The sequence below is a fragment of the Gardnerella sp. 30-4 genome (genome assembly GCF_001641215.1).
Classification (GTDB): Bacteria; Actinomycetota; Actinomycetes; order Actinomycetales; family Bifidobacteriaceae; genus Bifidobacterium; species Bifidobacterium leopoldii.
In genome coordinates this window covers 1-19,119 of sequence record NZ_LXJL01000019.1, presented here as the reverse complement: position 1 = coordinate 19,119, position 19,119 = coordinate 1, and the positions used below count along the sequence as shown (strand labels likewise).

At 44.7% G+C, this 19,119-nt stretch carries 17 protein-coding genes, 2 tRNA genes and 1 riboswitch; of the genes, 16 read left to right on the top strand and 3 right to left on the bottom strand.

The features are described 5' to 3' along the window. Positions 1 to 65: 65 nt before the first annotated feature. The 4 genes from coaD to rpmF all read left to right on the top strand — a co-directional run bounded on the left by coaD (position 66) and on the right by rpmF (position 2,722). On the top strand, positions 66 to 614 hold the full coding sequence (gene coaD, locus A5294_RS01900) for a pantetheine-phosphate adenylyltransferase (RefSeq protein ID WP_032835291.1): 549 nt from the start codon (positions 66 to 68) through the stop codon (positions 612 to 614). A gap of 15 nt (positions 615 to 629) precedes the next feature. Next, positions 630 to 1,667 (top strand): hypothetical protein, encoded by a 1,038-nt coding sequence (locus A5294_RS01895; protein ID WP_064340304.1) that lies wholly within the window; start codon positions 630 to 632, stop codon positions 1,665 to 1,667. A 2-nt stretch (positions 1,668 to 1,669) separates the two neighbouring features. After that, a complete protein-coding gene (locus tag A5294_RS01890; protein WP_004574043.1) occupies positions 1,670 to 2,299 on the top strand; it encodes a DUF177 domain-containing protein in 630 nt (209 codons plus the stop codon). A 228-nt stretch (positions 2,300 to 2,527) separates the two neighbouring features. After that, entirely contained in the window at positions 2,528 to 2,722 is a 195-nt protein-coding gene (gene rpmF, locus A5294_RS01885) for a 50S ribosomal protein L32 (RefSeq protein ID WP_004574042.1), read from the top strand. Between the two features lie 81 nt (positions 2,723 to 2,803). Here the strand turns inward: rpmF and rnc are convergent, their stop codons facing one another. Further along, positions 2,804 to 3,625, bottom strand: coding sequence for a ribonuclease III (gene rnc / locus A5294_RS01880; protein WP_004105351.1), 822 nt, complete (start codon positions 3,623 to 3,625; stop codon positions 2,804 to 2,806). Positions 3,626 to 3,752: 127 nt separating this feature from the next. Between rnc and A5294_RS01875 the strand changes: the two genes are divergently transcribed. The 3 genes from A5294_RS01875 to A5294_RS01865 all read left to right on the top strand — a co-directional run bounded on the left by A5294_RS01875 (position 3,753) and on the right by A5294_RS01865 (position 7,386). Continuing rightward, a complete protein-coding gene (locus A5294_RS01875) occupies positions 3,753 to 5,849 on the top strand; it encodes an ABC-F family ATP-binding cassette domain-containing protein (protein ID WP_064340303.1) in 2,097 nt (698 codons plus the stop codon). 66 nt (positions 5,850 to 5,915) lie between these two features. Further along, on the top strand, positions 5,916 to 6,677 hold the full coding sequence (rph, locus tag A5294_RS01870; protein WP_004105347.1) for a ribonuclease PH: 762 nt from the start codon (positions 5,916 to 5,918) through the stop codon (positions 6,675 to 6,677). Between the two features lie 22 nt (positions 6,678 to 6,699). Then, a complete protein-coding gene (locus A5294_RS01865) occupies positions 6,700 to 7,386 on the top strand; it encodes a non-canonical purine NTP pyrophosphatase (protein WP_004105345.1) in 687 nt (228 codons plus the stop codon). A 31-nt stretch (positions 7,387 to 7,417) separates the two neighbouring features. Here the strand turns inward: A5294_RS01865 and A5294_RS01860 are convergent. Both A5294_RS01860 and A5294_RS01855 read right to left on the bottom strand, forming a co-directional pair. Further along, a tRNA-Leu gene (locus A5294_RS01860) sits at positions 7,418 to 7,498 on the bottom strand. A 70-nt stretch (positions 7,499 to 7,568) separates the two neighbouring features. Further along, positions 7,569 to 7,641 (bottom strand) — tRNA-Thr (locus A5294_RS01855). Positions 7,642 to 7,971: 330 nt separating this feature from the next. Here A5294_RS01855 and pgi point away from each other — a divergent pair. The 9 genes from pgi to A5294_RS01815 all read left to right on the top strand — a co-directional run bounded on the left by pgi (position 7,972) and on the right by A5294_RS01815 (position 19,058). After that, on the top strand, positions 7,972 to 9,666 hold the full coding sequence (pgi, locus tag A5294_RS01850) for a glucose-6-phosphate isomerase (protein WP_064340302.1): 1,695 nt from the start codon (positions 7,972 to 7,974) through the stop codon (positions 9,664 to 9,666). Positions 9,667 to 10,173: 507 nt separating this feature from the next. Then, positions 10,174 to 11,370: a hypothetical protein gene (locus tag A5294_RS01845; RefSeq protein WP_064340301.1), complete on the top strand. Its 1,197-nt coding sequence runs from the start codon at positions 10,174 to 10,176 to the stop codon at positions 11,368 to 11,370. A 367-nt stretch (positions 11,371 to 11,737) separates the two neighbouring features. Next, positions 11,738 to 11,899: riboswitch (M-box (ykoK) riboswitch) on the top strand. 103 nt (positions 11,900 to 12,002) lie between these two features. Then, positions 12,003 to 12,149 (top strand): hypothetical protein, encoded by a 147-nt coding sequence (locus tag A5294_RS06770; protein WP_004574037.1) that lies wholly within the window; start codon positions 12,003 to 12,005, stop codon positions 12,147 to 12,149. 222 nt (positions 12,150 to 12,371) lie between these two features. Further along, on the top strand, positions 12,372 to 14,120 hold the full coding sequence (locus A5294_RS01840; protein WP_064340300.1) for an ABC transporter permease subunit: 1,749 nt from the start codon (positions 12,372 to 12,374) through the stop codon (positions 14,118 to 14,120). Between the two features lie 81 nt (positions 14,121 to 14,201). Beyond that, the gene (locus tag A5294_RS01835; RefSeq protein ID WP_032842404.1) at positions 14,202 to 15,716 is read left to right on the top strand and encodes a nitrate/sulfonate/bicarbonate ABC transporter ATP-binding protein; all 1,515 of its coding nucleotides are present in this window, start codon (positions 14,202 to 14,204) and stop codon (positions 15,714 to 15,716) included. A gap of 246 nt (positions 15,717 to 15,962) precedes the next feature. Beyond that, the gene (gene rplS / locus A5294_RS01830; RefSeq protein WP_004105329.1) at positions 15,963 to 16,328 is read left to right on the top strand and encodes a 50S ribosomal protein L19; all 366 of its coding nucleotides are present in this window, start codon (positions 15,963 to 15,965) and stop codon (positions 16,326 to 16,328) included. A gap of 28 nt (positions 16,329 to 16,356) precedes the next feature. Next, positions 16,357 to 17,145 carry a signal peptidase I gene (gene lepB, locus A5294_RS01825; RefSeq protein ID WP_004105326.1) on the top strand — a complete coding sequence of 263 codons (789 nt, stop codon included), beginning with the start codon at positions 16,357 to 16,359 and terminating at the stop codon, positions 17,143 to 17,145. Between the two features lie 65 nt (positions 17,146 to 17,210). Then, positions 17,211 to 17,942, top strand: coding sequence for a ribonuclease HII (locus tag A5294_RS01820; RefSeq protein ID WP_064340299.1), 732 nt, complete (start codon positions 17,211 to 17,213; stop codon positions 17,940 to 17,942). 12 nt (positions 17,943 to 17,954) lie between these two features. Next, positions 17,955 to 19,058, top strand: a complete 1,104-nt coding sequence (locus tag A5294_RS01815; RefSeq protein ID WP_004105321.1) for a LacI family DNA-binding transcriptional regulator — start codon at positions 17,955 to 17,957, stop codon at positions 19,056 to 19,058. Positions 19,059 to 19,119 lie beyond the last annotated feature (61 nt).

Below are 19,119 nucleotides of genomic sequence, written 5' to 3'. Positions count from 1 at the left end.
ATAAAAGTAACGCTATTTTATTAATATATTTTTGTTCTGAGCGCAATGGGTGATAATCTAAGAGCATGACTATAGCTGTGTGCCCCGGCTCGTATGATCCAGTCACTGCCGGCCATTTAGACGTAATACAACGTTGTACGCATCTATTTGATGAAGTACATGTGCTAGTTGCGGTAAATGCTGCAAAGACTCCGTTATTTCCTGAATCTGAGCGCGTAAAAATTATTCAAGAAGCAATAAATAATTTGCCGCAAGCTCAGAATAGTTTCAATCGCAATTGCAAAATAGTAGTAACTTCAACAGCTGGTTTGATTACTGATTACTGTACAAAAGTTGGTGCTACAGTAATCGTAAAAGGCTTACGTCAAAACGGTGATTATGAGGCAGAACTTGGAATGGCGCTAGTGAACCGCAAATTAGCAGGTATCGAAACGCTTTTTCTGCCTGCTGATCCTGTGCTTGAGCATGTTTCAAGCTCTGTGGTTAAAGATGTTGCTCGTCATGGGGGAAATGTTACTGGCATGGTTCCAGATAACGTAATACCCTTATTAAAAAAGCTTTTTAATGAACAATCATTAGGCGTAGATAATAATTCATCTATGCTGAACAATTGAACAGGAGAGTAGAAGATGACAAATAAAAATGAACTTACTGACGCAACTTCTGGATTATCTAGTGAAGGAGACGACACAATGGAGCGCGAAGTGCAAGTTGATCGCAATCAAAAGCTTCCATTGCATCCGGTTCTTGCAGATGAAGAAGATGCTCAAGACGGCGTTGTAAATACAACGCAATCCGACGTGCGAAGTGCGCGTAAAGGCGACCTATTAGTTGACTCAGATGCTGACAATACAGAAACGTCATCTGTTGCGGCAGTTGGAAGTGTTTCTGCTGCGGAAGATGTGCGAGATAATGGCGCTGATAGTGCAAATAAGAACAATAAAAATAGCAAAGCAGCTTCTTCGCCAGCATCATTTTCTCCTTTCCCTCTTCCAGATTTACGAGAAAGAGAAGACGGTGGCGTTATTGACTTTGAAGAAAATGAATCTGAAACTTCAAAAGTAGCTGCAGAAGCAGTAAGCGATGAAGTGCGCTCAAAGAGTCGCGCTGAATTTACAACAGTTTACGACATTATTGATGCAATGGAAGCAGCCCTTTCGGAAGCAAAGAATGTTCTGTTTGCTGCAGGAATGGTAAAAATTGATCGCGATGAGTTCGTTGACCAGTTAGCGCGTTTGAAAGATATGCTTCCTGTGCAATTGGAGCGAGCTTCTGCATTAATGCGAGAAGCAGAGCGACGTTTGCGTACAGCGCAAGCACAAGCAAGCTCTATTGTTTCCTCAGCGCAATCTCAATCTGCAGAAATAATTGAAGAAGCGCAAGAGCGTGCTCAATTCTTAGCAGGTCAAGAAAACGTAACGGCTTTAGCAAAACAGAAAGCTCGCGATATTCTCGCTACTGCGCAAGCAAAATCAGACAAGCTTACGCAAGGTGCGGATCAGTATTGCGCAACTGTTATGGAAGGCTTAAAGCAGCAGCTAGATAAATTAGAGCAAGACGTGCAAGCGGGTCAGCGAGTGTTAGAAGATCGTCGCCGAGCTGCAGCGCACGTACAAAACGACATTAGCTCATCATTGTATGACGATGATGAAGAGGAAAGGAATTAGTAATGGCTTCGCATCCATCCCAATCACCATGGGCTGTTCCAGTAGCGCAAATGGCTGCGCGCGCTGGTAGTAGCATGTCGTTGCATCGCGTATTTCCGGCGCCGGAAGGCATTGGAGATTACGTTATTGGCGTAAAGCCAGGCAGTGATGTTATGGTTGATGGCGATTTTGATGCTGTGGTTGACGGCTTAATGTTTCAGGGCAGTATTACTGCTCCGGTGCATGCAGAATGTACTCGATGCTTGATGCCGCTTCGTCGCGATTGGAAAGTGGATGTGTGTGTATTCTTCCCATATGCTGACTCGCGTTCTAATCGTTCTGATAATCGCAATACTCGTGGCGATGCGGATGAAGCTGAATCGCAAATTTGGGATGAAAATGACGAGTCAGGCAATGTGTATCCGCTAGTTGCGGGTGGCGATTTTGCGGATATTGAGGCTCTTATTCGCGACACGATGGTAAGTGAGTTGCCGTTGCAGCCGTTGTGCGAGCCGGATTGCCGCGGACTTTGCTCTCAGTGTGGCGAAAACTTAAACGAGCATCCAGATCATCATCACGACGTTACGGATATTCGTTTTGCTGCTTTAGAGGATTTGAAAGCTCAGCTTGAGCAGAATGAAGAGCGGCATTAATTTTAGCGAGTTGTAAAGTTTCTGCCGTTTTTGAGCTGATTCCCGACCGAAACTTTACAGTAGTGTAAAGAAAAGGTCGTTTTTGGGCTGAAAAGCGGCATAAACTGCGCACGTTTGTAAAGTTTCTGTCGCACTAAAGAGAAATTAGGTTGCGCAATTTGTACGGCGCTTGCTGTAATATACAGAACGCTTAAGCTCAATCGATTGAACGAAATAGAGGAAAGAATTATGGCACTGCCTAAGTACAAGACCTCGCGTGCTAATACGCATTCGCGTCGCGCTAATTGGAAGGCGTCTGCCGTGCAGACTGTGACTTGCCCGAACTGCGGTTCTCAGGCATTCCCACACATGGCTTGCCCATCTTGCGGAACCTTCCGTGGTCGTGTTTACCGTGAAGCTATTCGCTCCGAGCACACCAAGTAGGTTTTATTAACAGAAACCCTGCCATCGACGGGTGGCAGGGTTTTTCTTTTTCTTGCGTATTGTGGCTGTGAGGGGTGGGTGTTACTTACGCGCGTCGAGTGCGTGCCAAGCGATTTCGGCGGCTGCGAGTTGCGCTTTTCGTTTGCTAGAGCCACTTCCGACTCCCAGCACTTCGTCGCCATCCTTATGCGCCAAAACCGCGCGAGCCTCAAATACTGGTGCGTATTCTGGCCCAGAAACAGCCATTCGATACTCTGGATCTTCCAAACCCATATCGTGAGCTTTGACTGTAAGCGAAGTCTTCCAATCGAGAGCTGGTCCTTCAGTTAGCACTTCCGCCAAAGTGTCGTCAATCAAACGATGCACAACTCTGCGAGCTTCATCAATTCCATGCTCAACAAAAGTTGCGCCAATAAGCGCTTCAACAATATCGCACAAAATTGAATCTTTATTATTTCCGCCCTGCTCCATTTCTCCGCGACCGAGAAGAATATACGCGCCAACATGCAGCTTTTCGCGCGCAACAGCCGAAAGTGCCCATTCAGACACAGCTTTCGCTCGCATCTTTGCAAGCTGACCTTCAGTCATGTCTGGATGTGCAGAAAACAGCGTTTCCGTAGAAACTAACTCAAGCACAGCATCGCCCAAAAACTCAAGTCGCTCATAATTTCGTGTGCCAGGATGCTCGTGCGAGAACGAGCGGTGGGTGAGTGCTTCTACCAAAAGATCCGGCGAAATAGTTGTGCCTAAAGCGTTCAAAAGTTCCTGCGTTGGGTCTCCAGGACGTGTTTCATCGCCATCTAATCTCAAAACTCCATCTTCGTTGTGTTGCGCATGTGAGTTGTTTTGATTATTTTGATTGTGTTTGCTCTGCATATTTTGTTGATTGTTCTGAGTTTTCATAGCACGTATTATTATAGTCCTACTACCAACACAAGCGCTTTTAAGCTTCGTGTTCGCATTTGCGATCGCATTTTTCCATATTCCTTCTATATCCTTTCGTATAAGTGTTCAGCTATATTTGTGGATTATGCCTACGTATGATTTGGGATTAGAACGAGTTTCGCTAGAATTTGCTACAAAAACGATTTTTACAGACGTAACTCAAGGTGTTTTTGAAGGCGACAGAATAGGTATTGTTGGAAAAAATGGTGACGGAAAGTCAACGCTACTTCGGCTACTTGCCGGTACAATGCAGCCTGATTCTGGTCGCGTTACAAAGCGCGGAGGGCTTACTTTTGGCATGTTGGATCAGCGCGATCCATTGGACGATAACGCAACTGTGCGCGAGGCTGCTCTTGAAAATCGCGAAGATTACGAGTGGGCTGCAGATCAGCGTTCACGCGAAATTGTAGAAGCGCTTCTTGGTGGCATAAATTTGGAAGCAAAAGTAGGCACGCTTTCTGGAGGCCAGCGCAGGCGCGCAGATTTAGCAAGATTATTGTTGCACGATTGGGATATTTTGGCTTTGGATGAGCCTACGAATCATTTGGACGTTGTGACGATTCATTGGCTTGCGGAGCATCTTCTTCACCGTTGGCAGGACGGTCAAGGTGCGCTTTTGATTGTGACGCACGACCGTTGGTTCTTGGATGAGGTTTGCACTTCGATGTGGGAAGTGCACGACGGCGTAATTGATCCTTTCGAGGGTGGTTACAGCGCTTATATGATGCAACGCGTGGAGCGTGAACGCCAAGCGGATGTGCGCGAAGAGCGTCGCAGAAATTTGGCAAGAAAAGAGTTAGCTTGGCTTTCTAGGGGTGCTCGTGCGCGTTCTACTAAGCAAAAATTCCACGTAAAGCAAGCGCGTGAGCTTATTGCAGATGTGCCGCCGCTAAGAGACACTCTTGAATTGAAGAAAATGGCAACTTCGCGTCTTGGTAAGCAAGTTGTTGATTTAATTGACGTTACGCAAATTTTCGACAACGCTCAGCAGCTAAAAAATATCGATCCGGATATTGTAGAAAACGCATCTTTAGATGAAGATAATGCAGAAAAATCAAATAAAGTCGATATTGTAGAATCTGCTTTTGCGCAACCAACTCACGTAGGAAGCGTTACTATTGCCGTTGACGAGAGTCAAGAAAATTCTTTTGAAAATACTGCGGAAAATACTTCTGAAAATACTGCTACGAGCGCAGAAAACATTGCAGAAACTTCAGCTGCATCGCGCAAAACTATTACTGGACGCATGATTTTAGACGATGCAACTTGGCTTATAGGCCCAGGCGATCGTTTTGGAATTGTGGGTGCGAATGGAGCAGGAAAATCAACATTATTAAGCATTATTGACGGGTCTCTAAAGCCTACGCTTGGACACGTAAATATCGGCAAGACTGTAAAATTTGCTGTGCTTTCGCAGCGGCTAGAAGAGCTTGAAAAGCTTGGAAAATATAAAGTAAAAGAAGTTTTAAGTCGCTATAAGCCTAGCTATATTATCGATGGCAAAGAAGTGACTCCAGGTCAGCTTATGGAAAGGCTTGGTTTTAAGCCCGAGCAGCTTATGACACCAATTGCGGATCTTTCGGGCGGTCAAAAGCGCCGTATGCAGTTGCTGCTGATTTTGCTAAACGAGCCAAACGTGCTGATTATGGATGAGCCTGGAAACGATCTTGACACTGACATGCTTGCAGTTATGGAGGATTTGCTCGATACTTGGCCCGGCACTTTGATTGTTGTTTCGCACGATCGCTACTTGCTTGAGCGCGTAACAGACCAGCAATTTGCGCTTATTGACGGCAAAATTCGTCACCTTCCAGGCGGTGTAGATGAGTATTTGCAAATTGTAGAAAAGTTGCAGCGTGATCACGAAAATAGCATTAGTACTGCGAGTACTGTGAATGCTTCAAGTACTGCAAATTCTACAACTAAAGAAAGTTCAGAAAGTACAGTAGCTGAGCCAAAACTTACAGGCAAAGCCTATCACGATGCTGCAAGGCGAGTTTCTGCAATCGAGCGAAAACTTACAAAGCTTGAAGAAGAAAAGTCGCAAATTGAAGCGCAAATGGCTGCGCATAACCCAAGTGACTTTGTTGGACTTCAATCTCTTAACGAAGATCTCCAAAAAAACGAGCAAGAAACCAGTGCTCTTGAGGATGAGTGGATGAAGCTTTCTGAGCAGCTTTAGTACAAAATTGCTGCGCGCTAAGAAGAAGAAATAGAAGATAACAGCCACGTGCTAAATTTGTGAGGTATGACTCAAATCAAGGATATGTTGGAATCTGTAAAACCAATTCGCGTTGACGGTCGTAATGTTGACGAGCTCCGACCTGTGCGCATAACACGTAAATTTACTGATGTTCCTGAAGGTTCTGTGCTTATTGAGTGTGGCAATACGCGCGTAATGTGCACTGCAACTTTTACGGTTGGTGTGCCTCGTTGGCGTAGAGATTCCGGTTTGGGTTGGGTAACTGCCGAATATTCTATGCTTCCTAGAGCAACAGCTGAGCGAACTGATCGCGAATCTGTGCGTGGAAAAATTGGTGGTCGCACTCACGAAATTAGTCGTCTTATTGGTCGCTGCTTGCGCGGTGTAGTCGATATGAAAGCAATGGGTGAGTGCCAGATTCAAATTGATTGCGACGTGTTGCAAGCGGATGGTGGAACTCGTACTGCTTCTGTAACTGGAGCTTATGTAGCTTTGGTAGATGCGCTTAATTGGGCAGAAAAGAATGGTCATATTCGCTCTGCTGCAAGTGTTATTAAGGATTCTATTTCCGCTGTTTCTGTAGGCGTTATTAACGGCACGCCTATGCTTGATTTGCCTTATGTTGAAGACAGTCAAGCTATGACAGATATGAACGTAGCTATGACAGGTTCCGGCACTTTCATTGAAATTCAAGGCACTGCAGAACATCGTCCATTTAATCGCGACGAATTAAATACGTTACTTGATTTGGCAACTAAAGGTAATCGCGAATTGCAAGCTGCTCAAAAAGCCGCTTTAGCAAAATAGAAGAGATTGAAGGAGAACGGGCGTGAAGCTTATTGTGGCAACACATAATGAGGGAAAACTCGTTGAAATTAAGCAAATTTTAGAGGAGCAATTGTCGAAGCTGGCAAACAGTTTCGAGTTAGTAACTGCAGGTTCTCTTGGCTTGCCTGATCCTGTGGAAACTGGCGTGACTTTTGAACAGAATGCTTTGCTCAAAGCGCGTGATGTTGCTGCAAGAACAGGTTATCCTGCTATTGCAGACGATTCGGGTCTTATTGTCGACGTGCTTGGTGCTGCCCCTGGTATTCTTTCTGCCAGGTGGAGTGGTGTGCATGGGGACGATAAAGCTAATAATGAGCTTCTTTTGCGCCAACTTTCTGATATTCCAGATCAATGTCGTACTGCTCGTTTTCGTTGTGCTGCAGCTCTTGCTATTCCGGATGGGTGCAGTGAGGTTCCTGAAGGCAGTGTTATGTCGCATTCTCACGGCTTTGAGACTGTTCGAGTCGGAGAAATGGTTGGTCACTTGTTGCGCGAGGTGCACGGAACTAACGGTTTCGGCTATGATCCGCTATTTGTGCCAGATCTTCAGCCTATTCGCGATGGTGTGCAAATGAAAGGTTTGACTAGCGCGGAGCTGACTCAAGAAGAAAAGAATGCTATTTCGCACAGAGGTAATGCTTTGCGCGCGCTTTTGCCGGAGTTGCAGGCATTATTTATTACCGAATAAGCATTTATTACTGAATAAGCGAAAAATTTCGTGCGCGAGATGGGACTTGAACCCACACGTCGTAAGACACAGGAACCTAAATCCTGCGCGTCTACCATTCCGCCACTCGCGCATAGACTCATATAAATAATCGAGCGAATAAAAACAAATCAAAAGTATTAATACACTCGAGCGAGTCAGAGAGCCGCTTGACAGAATCGAACTGTCGACCTTCTCATTACGAGGGAGACGCTCTACCGACTGAGCTAAAGCGGCATGTTGCCCGAGACGCATTCGCGACTCGCGCACAAATCAATTACTATATATCATATTTTTAAATTTGTCCAATGGGCGCGCCGTACAAAATATAATAGTCATTAAGCAAGTATTGCATAGTTTGTATTGCAATTCGTTTAGTGTGGCGCGAGTTTTGTGGGATTTCTTTCCTCGCAGGCGCGACGACCTGCTTTCGCGCAGCACCAGTGTGATTGTGTTCATTTTTGTGTTAAGCTTCGCGTGTTTCTGTCTGCTTTTGTGAGTATCTTGTGAATTGGACTATAGTGACGATTGCTGTCACGTAAGTTGAAGAAATGAAAGGACCTAGAAATGGCCATCAATCCGCCAGTTGACGCCGTAAAAACCCCAGAGTGGGCTGCATTGCAGAAGCATTACGACGAGTTGCAATCAGAAGGTGTTTGCCTGAAGAAGTGGTTTGCTGAGGATGCAAATCGCGTGGATAAGTTGAGCTTCGAAGCTGGAGATCTCCACTTCGATCTTTCTAAGAATTTAATTAAGCCTGAAACTCTTAAGCTTTTCGCAGACCTTGCAAAGGCAGTTAAGCTTGACGAGCGCACTAAGGCAATGTACACTGGCGTGCACATTAATAATACAGAAGATCGTGCAGTTTTGCACACTGCTTTGCGTCGTCCTGCAGAGGATGCTGGCAAGTTCATTGTTGACGGTCAAGATACCGTTGCAGACGTGCGTGAAGTGTTGGGTCGCATTTACGATTTCGCTAACGAAGTTCGTTCCGGCGCTTGGAAGGGCGTTACCGGCAAGAACATTAAGACCGTTGTAAACATTGGTATCGGCGGCTCTGATTTGGGTCCGGTCATGGTTTACGAAGCTTTGAAGCCATATGCTGACGCTGGTATTAGCGCTCGCTACGTTTCTAACATTGATCCAAACGATATGGCAGAAAAGACCAAGGATTTGGATCCAGAAACCACTTTGTTCATCATTGTTTCCAAGACCTTCACTACTTTGGAGACTTTGACCAACGCTCGCACCGCTCGCACTTGGTTGCTGAATAAGCTTCAGGAGTGCAGTGCTATTGACGGAAGCGACGCAAAGAAGGCTGAAGCTGTTGCTAAGCACTTCGTGGCTGTTTCCACCAACCTCGAAAAGGTTGAAGAGTTCGGCATCAACCCAACCAACGCTTTTGGCTTCTGGAGCTGGGTTGGCGGTCGTTACTCTGTGGATTCCGCTGTCGGCACTTCTTTGGCTGTTGTTCTCGGTCCAGAGCGCTTCGAAGAGTTCTTGAAGGGCTTCCATGCAATCGATACTTACTTCGCTGAGACTCCATTCGAGAAGAACGTTGTTGTGCTTCTCGGTATGCTCAACGTTTGGTACCGCAACTTCTACAAGGTTGCTTCTCACGCTGTGCTTCCATACGATCAATACTTGCACCGCTTCCCAGCTTATTTGCAGCAGCTCACCATGGAATCCAACGGTAAGTCTGTGCGCTGGGACGGCACTCCTGTAACAAGCGAAACCGGCGAAATCTTCTGGGGTGAGCCAGGTACTAACGGCCAGCACGCTTTCTACCAGTTGATTCACCAGGGCACTCAGCTTATTCCAGCTGATTTCATTGCTTTCGTGAACACGCCAAATCCTACTAAGGATGGCGATCAGGATGTGCACGAGCTCTTCTTGGGCAACTATCTTGCACAGACTAAGGCTCTTGCTTTCGGCAAGACTGCTGATGAAGTTCGCGCTGAAGGCACTCCAGAGGAGATTGTGCCAGCTCGCGTGTTCAAGGGCAACCGTCCAACCACGTCCATTTTCGGCGATGCTTTGACTCCATTTAGCTTGGGCGAGCTTATTGCTCTCTACGAGCACATTACCTTCGTTGAAGGCACTGTGTGGGGCTTGGATTCCTACGATCAGTGGGGTGTGGAGCTTGGCAAGCAGCTTGCAAAGCAGATTACTCCTGCAATTTCTAAGGATGATGAAGCTTTGGCAGCTCAGGATGCTTCTACACAGAGCTTGATTCGCTTCTATCGCGCTCATCGCAAGTAAGATAGTAGTCATATAGGCAATCGTTTTTAGCGATTGTTGATTTATAAGCCTCTTGGCGTTAATTCGTCAAGAGGCTTTTTTGTTTAGCATCTGTCGCTGAGTTTTGTAATCGTTAGACTGCGTAGAGCGCGCGGCGTGTCGCGTCAGAATGGCGGTTTTGCAACGGTTTTGCGGCTGGTTGGGGGAGTATTAAAGAGTTTCCTGAGAGTTTTCTGAGAAAAATCTTTAAAAACCTTGAAATTGACATTTTTACGAAAAATAACGCATAATACTGTATTTTTTACTCTTAAAAATAGTTTGACTGAAATATTTCCGCAAAAACATCGATGTTTTTTGTTAATGAGCTGCGTGTCTGCTCTTGACTTTTGCGAACGGGGGGGGGGTATGTTAATAGCAGCTTCCAGCCAGACGTTCTGCGCTGGTAGTTATTCACAAAAACTTAAGTTGTGAATATTTAGATTTTTCTTCGCACACATGGTGCGAAGGAGAAGAAGAAAGGAAAATATTATGTTGAATAAGAAGGCTATCGCCGCATTTGCTGCTGGCGCCACCCTCCTCTCTGGTTTCGCTTTTGCTGCTCCAGCAATGGCTTACAGCACAGTGTGCCCAGTACCAGCGCCTTATCATAAGGATGCTAAGCGCGTTGCAGACGCTGCTTACGATACTTATATTGGTGCCCAGACTGTTCTTAATGGTATGACTGTTTCTCCAGCTCCTGCAAAGGATTCTGAAGCTGAACATTATACTAAGACTAACGCTTCTGGCTTGTTGGAAAATACTGCTGATCCAGCTGCAGTCTCACATAATTTGTTTGAGAGGGTTCAGAAGTATGTGGATGCTTACAATGCTCATGTAACTTCTCAGAAGGCTTTTGATGAGCAATCTCGCACTGTAGCTGACCTTCAGGATAAATATCTTGGTGCGAAGTATGTTCTCGATCATTGCGCTAAGCCAGATTTAACTGAGCATGATATTAAGATGGCTCTTATTAACAAGGTTCGTCTTGCTAAGATGAACTTGGACAATGCTGATAACGAGTTTGCTATTGCCAAGAAGAACCTTATGGATGCTTATAAGGCTGCTGTTGCAGCTCAGGCTGAGTACAACAAGCGCAAGGCTGATTTTGATGCTGCTGAGCGTGCTTACCAGCTCTTCAAGGCTTCTGGTGTGAACGATTCTGCTACCGAGACTCGTTTGTTTGATACCATGAAGCGTGCTGCTGCTCATGTGACTCGTACTCTTGCTGCTTGGCAGACCGCTAAGGGTAATTATGATGATGCTTTGAAGAAGGCTCTCAAGGCTGAAGCAATTTACAATAAGGCTTTGGCTCTTTACAAGGCTGCTTACAATGAGGCTGTTGCTGGCGGTGTAGATCCATCTTTGTTGCCACCAGTTAAGACTTCTGATCCTTTGGATCCAAAGCTGAAGTCTATTCCAGGCATGAATGAAGCTTATGCTTCTGCTATGAATAGCAAGTTTGGTAAGGAAGTTAAGGCTACTACTCAGAAGGGTAAGGATACCAAGGCTTCTGCTCAGCAGAACAACAATGCTAACGGTGCTGCCGCTGGTGCAAACGGTGCTGCTGGTGCAAACGGTGCCGCTGCCGCTGGTTTAGCTAAGACTGGTGCTGCTGTAGCTATGGCTGCTGTTGCTGCTTCTGTGCTTGCTGGCATGGGTGCTGCTCTTCGCAAGATCCGTCACTAAGCTAAAGCGCTAAATGTACATGGTGAGCGTATTTCAAATATGAATGCGCTCACCGCAATAATCTTGCACTCAACAATGGCATAGAGTGTAGGGCTCTTTGCTCTGGCGGATTTAAGTTTGCTTGTTTTACTGGCTATGCTGTTTTGCTAAAATTCCTTTTTTCACGGCATTTGCTAGTTCTTGTTTGCTTTTTCTGCTGTTGGGTGTGTTTGGCTTTCGGTTTTGTTTGAGCTACTAGGGGCTCATTCAAAGCCGAAAGCTTTTTTATTGCGTAAAAATCCTATTTTTAAACGATAAAGCTGCGCCTTTTGCGGCATTGCAATGTGTTTTGCTGCATGTTGACACAACTGCAACAATAATTTATAATGAGCACGGTCGGTAGGTAAGGCTACCACGGGGATACGGGTTGCTGCCGCAACACAGTGGAGACACTGCACGCTGGTTAACAGTCGTTGTCGAATTCAAGGCTTCGACTAATGCAACGCCACCGCCCTGCGAAGCTGAAGCTTGAACGACGTGGCACGCTTAATATGCGTTTGTGTGTTTTGGTGCGCCTCTGTTCTCTTGTAAACCTCCGATTCAATGATGAAGATTTGCGCCGGCAGCGCACTAACTTAAGGAGGTGATTTGCCGTGAAACATGACAGTAAAAGCCATAATTCTAGTACTCGTACTGATGAAGGCTCCGACACTATTGGCAGTAGTAGTTCGGATGTTCCTCCTGAATATATGAAGCCGGCAATCACCGAATTTAGGTTGCAAAACTTGCGAAATATATAACTTACGAAATATAACTTACGAAATATAATTTGTGGAGTTAAAACGTGAGTTCTAGTTATTTGCGCCTGTAACGTAATCAATGGTGATACGGCTACGCAAGAATTTACGAAAATCTAAATAGAAATTCGCATAGAAATCTCAATAGATATCTGCGTAATAAATGAATAGAAATAAAAAATACACGAAAGTGAACCCACTTATTGCCTATTCGAGGACTTTATTATGACCGTATTTACAACTTCGCGCAAAGAAAGCGCAGGCGTGCAAGTCGACGAGAACACTCGTTTCTGGTCGGACATTATTGTGTGCGTTGGCATTATTGCCGTTTTTGGCGTAACTGCCTTCCTTATTCAGCGCATAAATCAACCGATTGGTCCAAGTGGCATACCATCTAAGGTATCCACGGACTTAATCAATCTGCCTTACTACACTTTGCGCTCAGTATTTCGCATGCTGATCGCATTAGTTGCATCTCTTATCTTTACTATTGTTTATGGCTCTCTTGCAGCTCGCAGTCGTAGGCTTGGCAAGGTGCTTATTCCTCTTCTAGATATTTTGCAATCAGTTCCAATTCTTGGCTTCCTTTCGGCAACTGTCACCATTTGGTTGGTAATTTTCCCTGGATCGATGCTTGGTGTTGAAGCCGCTTCGATTTTTGCTATTTTTACGAGTCAAGCATGGAATATGACTTTTTCGTTCCACCGTTCGCTGCTCAGCGAGCCAAAGGAACTGGATGAGGCAGTTCGTAGTTTGCAACTCACGCATTGGCAACGTTTCTGGGTGCTAGACATGCCTAACGCAATGATTCCGCTGCTTTGGAATTGCATGATGTCTGTTGGAGGCGGATGGTTCTTCCTTACAGCTTCGGAAATGATTTCCGTAAATAATCACACTTACGCTCTTCCTGGCATCGGTAGTTTTGTGGCACAAGCTGCTGCCGAAAATAAGCTTGGTCTTATTTGGTGGGCTATTTTGTCGATGGTGATTGTTGTTTTGGCACTTGACTTCTTCTTGTGGAAACCGCTTACAGCTTGGGCTGAGCGTTTCCGTATTACGCAAAGCGCATCTGATAATGAGCGTCACAGTGCTATTTTGACTCTTATTCGTCACTCTCATGCAGATGAAGTTATTAGTAAACTGTTTTTGCCAATTCGCGAGTGGCTTGAAAAAGTAACGCGCCCATTCGGTCGCACAGGCTCCAAGTGGCCTCACAAGGCTGCTCAGCATAAGCTTGGTGATTGGGTATTTAACGTTATTATGATAATTATTGTGGCTGCTGGTGCTGCTCATATGCTTTACTTTGTGTATACAACTGCAGGTTTGCATGAGTTTATTACTGCAGGCATGCTTGGTGGCATCACTTTTATGCGCGTTGCTGCGTTGATTTTAATAAGCTCGTTTATTTGGGTTCCTGTTGGTGTTGTAATCGGCATGAATCCTAAGATTTCGCGTATTATGCAGCCTATAGTGCAAATTCTTGCTAGCTTCCCAGCAAACTTCATCTTCCCGTTTGCTATGGCTTGGTTTATGGCTTGGCATATTGATCTTGGTTGGGGAAGCATTATTTTGATGGCTCTTGGCACGCAATGGTACATTCTATTCAATGTTATTGCAGGTGCTAGTGCTATTCCTGATGATTTGCGTGAAATGACGCGCAGCTTCCGCTTGGATCGTACTTTGCGATGGAAGACGCTTATTTTGCCATCTATTTTCGGTTCATGGTGCACTGGCGGTATTACAGCTGCAGGCGGTGCATGGAATGCTTCGATTGTGTCTGAGATTGTGGAATATGGAAAGAACCACATGGAAACTCAGGGTTTGGGTGCATATATTACTAATGCAACCACTTTAGGAGATTCTGCGCGCACTTTAGTTGGCGTAACTGTTATGAGCTTGATTGTTGTTTTAAGCAACCGATTATTCTGGTCGCCAATGCAACGTATTTCCGAAAAACGTTACGTATTGAATTAAATCGACTAATAAATCGACTAATAAAATTTACTAATAAATCGCTTAAAATAACAAAATTTTATGAAAAAGATTGGCAAAATTATGAATACTTTAAAGAGCAATGCAAAAAAAGTGCAATCCTCAATTACAAGCGATATTATCGACGCAAAGCACATCAGTCAAAGCTTCACTTCTGACAGTGGCACTACTCAGCACGTTTTGCACGATATTTCTTTCACCCTTCGCGAAGGTGAAATCGTAGCAATATTAGGACGTTCTGGTGCTGGAAAATCAACTTTCCTACGAACAATGGCTGGTCTTGTGCAGCCAACAGAAGGCACAGTAACATATCGCGGACGCGAGCTGACAGGCCCAAACCCAGGGGTTGCAATCGTATTTCAAACCTTCGCTCTTATGCCGTGGCTTACAGTACAAGACAATGTGGAACTTGGTTTGCGCGCTAGAGGCGTTAGTAAAGAAAAGCGTACTGAGCTTGCTTTAGCTGCAATTGACGCAATCGGTTTGGACGGCTTTGAAACAGCATATCCTAAGGAACTTTCCGGCGGTATGCGTCAGCGAGTTGGTATTGCGCGCGCGTTGGTGCTACGACCGGATGCATTGTTTATGGACGAGCCATTCTCTGCTCTCGATGTGCTTACTGCAGAAAACTTGCGTCAGGAAGTTCTTAAGCTGTGGTCTAGCGAGGAGCGAGATATTAAGTCTGTGCTTATTGTGACGCACAATATTGAAGAAGCTGTGCAAATGGCTGATCGCGTTGTGGTTCTTGGATCTCATCCAGGTCACTTAATTGCTGATGTGAATGTTGATTTGCCTCGTCCTCGAGATAAGCACAGTGCTGAATTTGAAGCGATGGTTGATAATCTGTATGCTATTTTGACTGGTTCTGCTCCAGAAAGCGCTGCAGAGCAAGACGCTTCCGAAGATGCTGATTCTCAAGATCAAGCAAATAATGCAACTAATGAAGATGCTGAAGATAACGAAGCTGCAGCAATTGCAGATATGCTTATTCAGCGCCACCATGACGATGAAGATGAAGATAAGCAAAGTGAGGATGAAGCTGAAGCAGGTGAGGCAAAGGCAGAGCCTGTGGCTGTTCATTTGCTTCCAAACGCTACACCAGGTGGTATGGCTGGTTTGCTTGACGTGATTTCTGAAAACCCAGATGGCATTGATTTGGCTGATTTGGCAGCTGATTTGTCGTTTGAGATTGATGATTTGTTCCCACTTGTCGATGCGGGCACGATGCTTAATTTACTTACTGCAGAAAACGGTCATATTACTATTACTTCTGAGGGTGAAGAGTGGCATAATGCCGATATTTTGCACAGTAAGCAAGTTTTTGCTCGTCTTGCGATTGAACATGCACCTCTTGTGCACGCAATTGATCAAGCTTTGAGTAGGAATCGTAACGGAAAGCTTCGTGGCGAGCTGATTTTGGATTTGTTGCGCAGTAAGCACACGGATGCTTTGGCACGTCAGCAGTTTGATATTGCAATTAGCTGGGGTCGTTACGGCGAGTTGTTTGATTATGACGCTGATGATGACGAGTTGACTCGTACAGTTGAAACTGCTCCTCTCGATGGAGTTGTGCGCTGAAATAGTGCGGAATAGTGCGGAATTATGCTCAATAATGTCCATTATTGAGCATAATTTGGTATTTGTATGCTTTCGATAAAGGGATGCCGCATAGTTCTTTTATCTTTTAGGTCTAGTCGCTTCTTATTTAAGATTGCGCGGATCGGAAGCCCCCTAAAAAGCGAACTTTTTGGGGAAAGAATTGCGTAGCACATTTGTTGCTAACGCTTACTATGCGTCGATATGCGGCGGCGATGGAGGAATATTATGGTAAATGCTGTAGAAGCATTTGATGCTAAGCATCTTAAGGCTGCTGAAGAAATTCCAGCTTTCCGTCCTGGCGATACCGTTGATGTCAACGTTAAGATTCAGGAAGGCAACAACACTCGTATTCAGACTTTCACCGGCGTTGTGATTGCTCGTAAGGGTGCTGGCGTGCGTGAAACTTTCGTTGTTCGTAAGGTGAGCTTCGGCACTGGTGTTGAGCGTCGTTTCCCACTTCATTCTCCAGCTATCGATTCGATTAAGCTGGTTCGTAGCGGTCGCGTTCGTCGCGCTAAGCTTTACTACTTGCGCGCTTTGCGTGGTAAGGCTGCTCGTATTGCCGAGCGTCGCGATAACTCTGCTAAGTAAAATGGAACTTATGTGAAGGGTATTTGTTATGACTGATGACACGCAAATTAGCGATACTCATATCGTTTCAGTAGCGGGTCATGGTATAGATCCTTCACCGGTTCCACCAGAGCCGGAAGGAGATTTACCTTCCGGCTCTCGCATGTTTAAGCGCAAAAATAGAAAAGGTAAGCATTTTGCACATTCTAAGCGTGCTAAAAATGACCGCCTAACTTTGCGCGATGCTATAACATGGTTCGGTATTCCAGTATTAGTAGTGATACTTATTCGTGTGTTCCTATTTGGAGCTTACACAATTCCTTCTGGCTCTATGCTAGATACTATTCATATTGGCGATTATGTTATTACGACTAAGCTAACTCCGCGCTTATTCCCATTAAAACGTGGAGATATTGTTGTTTTTGAGGATCCTGCACATTGGTTGAGTGGTGAAAATTCTTCCGGTGCTGTTGGCAAGGATTTAATTAAGCGTCTTATTGGTTTGCCTGGAGATACTGTTGAATGTAAAGGCGCTGGGCAGCCTATTGTTGTGAACGGTGTTCCAATACGAGAATCTTCCTATATTCGTCCTGGTGTTGACCCGAGTGCTTTTCCATTTAAAGTAAAAGTTAAAGCTGGTCACGTGTTTGTTTTGGGCGATAATCGTTCTAATTCTGCGGATTCACGATATCATCGCAATGATGGCGATGACGGTTTAGTTCCGATTTCCAAAATCGAGGGCGTTGCTGTGTTTAGATCGTGGCCGCTTGATCGAATTGGTCTTTTAGACGAACACCATGATGATTTTAACAATGTGCCTGATCGTCCTGCAAAATAAAAGTATTAGCGCAATGAGTATTAACGAAATTATATTAGCGCGACTTATATCAACTGATTTCAATTATGCCAAATAAATCATCCAATATACCGCTTATTCCATCGTTTAAATATGAGCAAGATCTGCTTTGCGAAGGCTATGATTGGGTGATTGGTCTTGACGAAGTAGGAAGAGGCTCTCTTGCAGGTCCTGTGATGGTAGGAGCTGCAGTTATTGGAATTAAACAAGTAAAAGAAAACTATATGCCTGAAGGCTTAGCTGATTCTAAATTGCTTAGTGAAAAGCGTCGAGAAGAGCTTTATGAACCGTTGCAAAAATGGTGTACAACTTGGGCAGTCGGGTCTTGCACTAACACAGAAATTGATGAGTGGGGTATTAGCTATGCGCTTGGTGTCGCTGCGTTAAAAGCAATTTCTAAAGTTGAAGAAGATATTAAAAAGTTAAGTTTTAGCGTAAATGCGGATACGCGTGCGAATTCAAACTTTCGTATTGCCGCAATATTGGATGGACCTTGCGATTATATTGACAAAGTCGCAAATACTTTTGACGCTCCTTACGTTCATGAGCCTGTAAAAGTTCATACTTTAGTAAAAGCAGACAGGCAGTGTGCGAGCGTAGCTGCAGCTGCAGTTTTGGCAAAAGTTACTAGGGATAATCTTATGGTATCTCTTGCTAAAAATCCGCAATATGCAGCCTACGATTGGGCAAGTAATAAGGGTTACGGTTCTTTAGCTCATCGCAATGCCATTAAAAAAGTAGGTCCTAGCGATTTGCACAGATTGTCTTGGCATTTATAAGCGAGGGTGCATATGGCAAAAAATGAAGCAAAACGCGTGTCAATGATCGATGTTGCGCACGCTGCTGGTGTAAGTCATCAAACTGTTTCTCGCGTTATTAATAATTCTCCTGATGTTTCTGCTAGCACGCGAATTAAAGTTCTGCGAGTTATTGAGCAGCTTGGGTATTATCCGAGTAATTCAGCACGCGCATTAGCAACTAAGAAATCGCGTACTTTAGGGCTTATTGTTGGTGCAGAAAATAGAACATCTCGAAACATTATTGCTCCTATAGAAGCGCAAGCAAAATCTCGCGGTCTTTTTCTTTCTATTAGCATGGTCAACGAAACATTATGTGAACAAAGTGATATTCAAGATTTATGCGAGAGTTTTGAAGAGCAAAATGTCGACGGATTAATAATTGACGCTCCAACAGATGCAATATTTACGTCACTGTGTCGTACGCGTATTCTTAAGCCGTGCGTATGTGTTACTGCTACTCATGGTGCAATAAGCGCGCATGAAGGCATGAATATGTTGCGTTCTCATAGCAACGTTGAGTATTCAATGATTGGTATTAATCAATCTCGCGCAATGAACGATATTGTGTCACTTATTGCGCATTATGGACATCGAAATGCCATTTACATAGCAGGTCCTTCGCAATGGAGAGGCGCTGCAACGCGACTCATTGCATGGCGTTCACTTTCAACTGCTCAAGGTATTCATTCGCATATTGTGCAATGTACTTCGTGGAAGTCTTCTGAAAGCTACGCGCGAATGAATCATATGATTGAGAAATTTGGCATAGATGGCATTGCATTGCCGACTGTTATTGTTGCTTCAAGCGATGAGCAGGCAGTAGGAGTTGTGCGTTCCTTGTATGAGCACGGTTTGAAAATTCCAAGTGATATTAGTGTTGTTGGTTTCGGCGATATTCCGGCAATAAGTGATTTTTTCCCACCTCTTACAACTGTGAGTCTCGATATGCAACAATTAGGGTCGTTGGCAGTGCGTGAAGCTTTGAGATTAATGAATCATGGGCCTGAGCCAGCATTCCCAGATATGTCTCATGGAGTTGGGCAAATACCTGCTGGCTTAAAATTGCGTTCTTCTATTGGTGCCGTATTGAGATAATTTTGCGATTGTGAAAAATTGCATTAAAAATTATCGAGAATAGAATTAAGAATGGTATTTT